Raw genomic sequence first — 1,369 nt, 5'->3', positions numbered from 1 at the left:
GGCGGGGTCGGGGCGCAGCAGGCACAGCGCCATGGCCGCCAGCAGCACCACCACGCAGTGCGCGGCAGGGCGGCGGGCGCGCCGACTGGGCCGAGGGTTCGGTGCTATGGGCGCGGCTTGGCAGTCCGGGAGCATTTGTGGCCCTCCATGGGGGCGACCATTTCCAGCAAGGCGACAAGGCTGCGGATGCTGCCAGTATGGACCAGTTGGCTGGGCCGCGCAATGCACGCGCCGTTGTTTCGTTTCTAACGCGGACTGCGGGCCGTCCAATATCGGTGACCCGTGCCCCGGCAAGGTCCGCTTGCGGAGGGGCCTCCGTTGCCTGTACACCTGCCATACCCGTCCCCTCTGCCCCAGGAGCAGCCATGTCCTCCCGTGCTCACCCCCCCCGGATCGGCGCTGCGCACAGCATGGCCGCCCTGTGCCCGCTGCTGGTGCTGCTGGTTCCCTTTCTGGCGGGTGTGGGACTGACGGCGGCCCAGTCGCTGGGGTGGCTGCTGCCGATCCGGTATTTGCCGGAGCAGGGGGCGCAGGGGCTGTACGCGCCGGACGTCCTGACGGGCTGGCGGCAACTGGCGCAGCCGCACATGGCGGGTTCGCTGCTGCTGGGGCTGCGCGTGGCCGGGGTGTCGGCCCTGTTGTCCGTGGCCGGGGGCGCGTTGCTGGCCTACGGGGTATGGCGGCTGCCCGCCCGCATGCAACTGGCGGCGCTAGTGTTCCGGGTGCCGCTGGTGTTGCCGCACATCGTGGTGGCCTTTCTGGCCGTCGTGTTCTGGAGCCGCTCCGGACTGGTGTCCTCCGCGCTGCATCACGTAGGCGTCATCAGCGGGCAGGCGCAGTTTCCGGCCCTGCTCTGGGGCGGCGACGGCATGGGCATGGTGCTGGCCTACACCTACAAGGAACTGCCCTTCGTCATGCTGCTGGCCGTGGCCTCGCTGCGGCGGCTGGACCCGCGCCTGATCGAGACGGCCCGCATGCTGGGCGCCGGGCGGTGGACCGTGCTGCGCGACGTGGTGGTGCCGCACCTTGCCCCGGTGCTGCACGCCTCGTTCCTCATCCTGTTCCTGTATGCCTTCGGTGCGGTGGAAATTCCCTTGCTGCTGGGGGAATCCACCCCGGCCATGCCGGGGGTGGCGGCCTATGACCTGTACTTTCTGCGCTCGCTGGAGGACCGCCCCGCTGCCGCCGCCCTGCTGACCCTGTTGCTGCTGTGCTGCGCCGGGTTCGTGGCAGCCTACGTGCGCCTGGTGGCCGGGTTGCGCGGACGGGAGCGGCAGCTGTGAGCCGCCGTGCCGCAACATGCCAGAGCGCCGGAGTGCCGGAGTGCCGGTGGGGCGCGCGCCCTGCCCACCCCCCTTGTCTGCCCCCT

Annotated in this window: 1 protein-coding gene; it reads left to right on the top strand. The window is 71.1% G+C overall.

Features of this window, described 5'->3' with window-relative positions:
* Window positions 1-365 precede the first annotated feature (365 nt).
* Window positions 366-1,283, top strand: coding sequence for an ABC transporter permease (locus FVW20_RS15540; RefSeq protein WP_196610314.1), 918 nt, complete (start codon window positions 366-368; stop codon window positions 1,281-1,283).
* Window positions 1,284-1,369 lie beyond the last annotated feature (86 nt).

The sequence above is a fragment of the Nitratidesulfovibrio oxamicus genome (genome assembly GCF_015731765.1).
Lineage (GTDB): Bacteria > Desulfobacterota > Desulfovibrionia > Desulfovibrionales > Desulfovibrionaceae > Cupidesulfovibrio > Cupidesulfovibrio oxamicus.
This window is presented reverse-complemented; position numbering and strand designations above follow the sequence as displayed.

What these genes read in the sequence shown, in the direction of transcription:
- FVW20_RS15540 (WP_196610314.1), top strand. Translation starts at nt 366, where the DNA reads ATGTCCTCCCGTGCTCACCCCCCCCGGATCGGCGCTGCGCACAGCATG.